Origin of the sequence: Brevundimonas sp., assembly GCF_032107865.1 — a bacterium.
GTDB lineage: Bacteria > Pseudomonadota > Alphaproteobacteria > Caulobacterales > Caulobacteraceae > Brevundimonas.
On sequence record NZ_DAMCNG010000361.1, the window covers coordinates 1 to 1,555 of the forward strand.

Genomic DNA, 1,555 nt, shown 5'->3' on the forward strand with positions numbered 1-1,555 from the left:
TCGCCGTCGACAGTCAGGGCCGTCTGGCCGCAGGCACCTCGACCGGCGGCACCACGGCCAAGCGCTGGGGCCGGGACGGCGACGTGCCGATCATCGGCGCGGGCACCTACGCCTCCAACGCAGACGGCTGCGCCGTCTCGGCCACCGGCACGGGCGAGTATTTCATTCGCGCCACCGTCGCGCGCGACATCTGCCGCCGCACGGCCGAGGGCGCAAGCGTTCAGGCCGCCGCCGACGCCGAGATCGCCGAGGTCGGGACCATCGGCGGGGACGGCGGCGTCATCGTCATAGGCAAGGACGGCGTCCACGCCTTCTCGATGAACACCTCGGGCATGTATCGCGGGGCGGTGTCGTCGACCTCGCCCGCCCGCGTGGCCATCTACGGCGACGAAGCCGGACGATGAACGGCGAGGTCGTCGATCTTGAACAGAAGTTCGCGGCCTTCTCCGATCACTGGCGGCCGCGCATCGCCGCACGACTGAACGGTCAGGACGTGCGGCTGGTGAAGGTCCAGGGGGTCTTCCCCTGGCACCGCCACCCCGAAGCCGAGGAGATGTTCCTGGTCTGGAAGGGCCGCTTCCGCGTGGAGTTCCGCGATAGGGTGGAGACGCTTGAGCCCGGCCAGTTCATCGTCGTGCCGCGCGGAGTCGAGCATCGGACCGCCGCCGACGCGGAGGCCGAGGTGCTCATCTTCGAACCGTCCGAGGTGATCAACACCGGCGATGCTCCGCCCTCAGACTTCACCGCGCCATCCGGCCAAGCGATATGATCCAGATCCGATGACGACACGAGACAATCCCGGCGTGCTCGCGCCCCCGCCGCTGATCTACCTGGCCTTCCTGCTGGCCGGGTTCGGGATCGGCCGCCTGATCGACGAACCGTCGCTGGGGCTGGCGACGGACTGGCGGCGCGGCCTGGCCTTCATGCTGGTGATCGGCGGCCTGGCGCTGGACGGGATCGCCGCCGGAACCTTCCGTCGCCTAGGCACGCCGCCCGAGCCGTGGAGGCCGACCACGGCGCTGGCGACCGGTGGCCTCTACCGCTTCAGCCGCAACCCGATCTATCTGGGCTTCGGCCTGACCTACATCGGGTTCGCCGTGGCGATGGACAGCCCGGTGGCGCTCGGCCTGCTGCTGCCGTGTCTGATCGTGATCGACCGCTTCGTCATCGCCCGTGAAGAACGTTATCTGTCCGCGCGTTTCGGCGCCGAATACGAGACCTACAAAGGAAGGGTCCGCCGATGGCTGTGAACCCCGAGACGCCCGCGCCGCACGCCGATGAACTGTCGGAAATGGCGATCGAGGAACTGGACGCCGCCTGCGGCCTGCGCTGGGTCGAGCTGAAGGCCATCACGCCCTGGGGCGACACCTATGAAGGCATGGCGCCGTCCGGCCGCACGGTCGAGATCGAGCGCCGCTACCTGTGGGCGCACGAACCCGCGGGCGCCGTCATCGTCGAGGTCGAGGTCCGCGACCCGGCCCAGCGCACCGGCGCCGAAGCCCGCGCCGTCATCTCGCCCCCGAACAGTTGATCGAACGGCGTCAGCCCCGCTCAT

The 1,555-nt window shown here is 69.5% G+C and carries 4 protein-coding genes; all 4 read left to right on the forward strand.

Translation table 11 applies throughout. The annotated features are described in order from the left end of the window. A partial coding sequence (locus RT567_RS16675; RefSeq protein ID WP_313577307.1) for an isoaspartyl peptidase/L-asparaginase occupies window positions 1-404 on the forward strand: 404 nt, incomplete at its 5' end. Further along, the gene (locus RT567_RS16680; protein WP_313577308.1) at window positions 401-769 is read left to right on the forward strand and encodes a cupin domain-containing protein; all 369 of its coding nucleotides are present in this window, start codon (window positions 401-403) and stop codon (window positions 767-769) included. The genes RT567_RS16675 and RT567_RS16680, both read left to right, overlap by 4 nt. A gap of 10 nt (window positions 770-779) precedes the next feature. Then, entirely contained in the window at window positions 780-1,250 is a 471-nt protein-coding gene (locus tag RT567_RS16685) for an isoprenylcysteine carboxylmethyltransferase family protein (protein WP_313577309.1), read from the forward strand. Beyond that, complete coding sequence (locus tag RT567_RS16690) at window positions 1,241-1,531, forward strand: hypothetical protein (protein WP_313577310.1); 291 nt, start codon at window positions 1,241-1,243, stop codon at window positions 1,529-1,531. Before RT567_RS16685 ends, RT567_RS16690 begins: the two co-directional genes overlap by 10 nt. The last annotated feature ends 24 nt before the right edge of the window (window positions 1,532-1,555 follow it).

Coding starts and splice junctions, on each gene's coding strand:
- RT567_RS16680 (WP_313577308.1), top strand. CDS start 401: ATGAACGGCGAGGTCGTCGATCTTGAACAGAAGTTCGCGGCCTTCTCC.
- RT567_RS16685 (WP_313577309.1), top strand. CDS start 780: ATGACGACACGAGACAATCCCGGCGTGCTCGCGCCCCCGCCGCTGATC.
- RT567_RS16690 (WP_313577310.1), top strand. CDS start 1,241: ATGGCTGTGAACCCCGAGACGCCCGCGCCGCACGCCGATGAACTGTCG.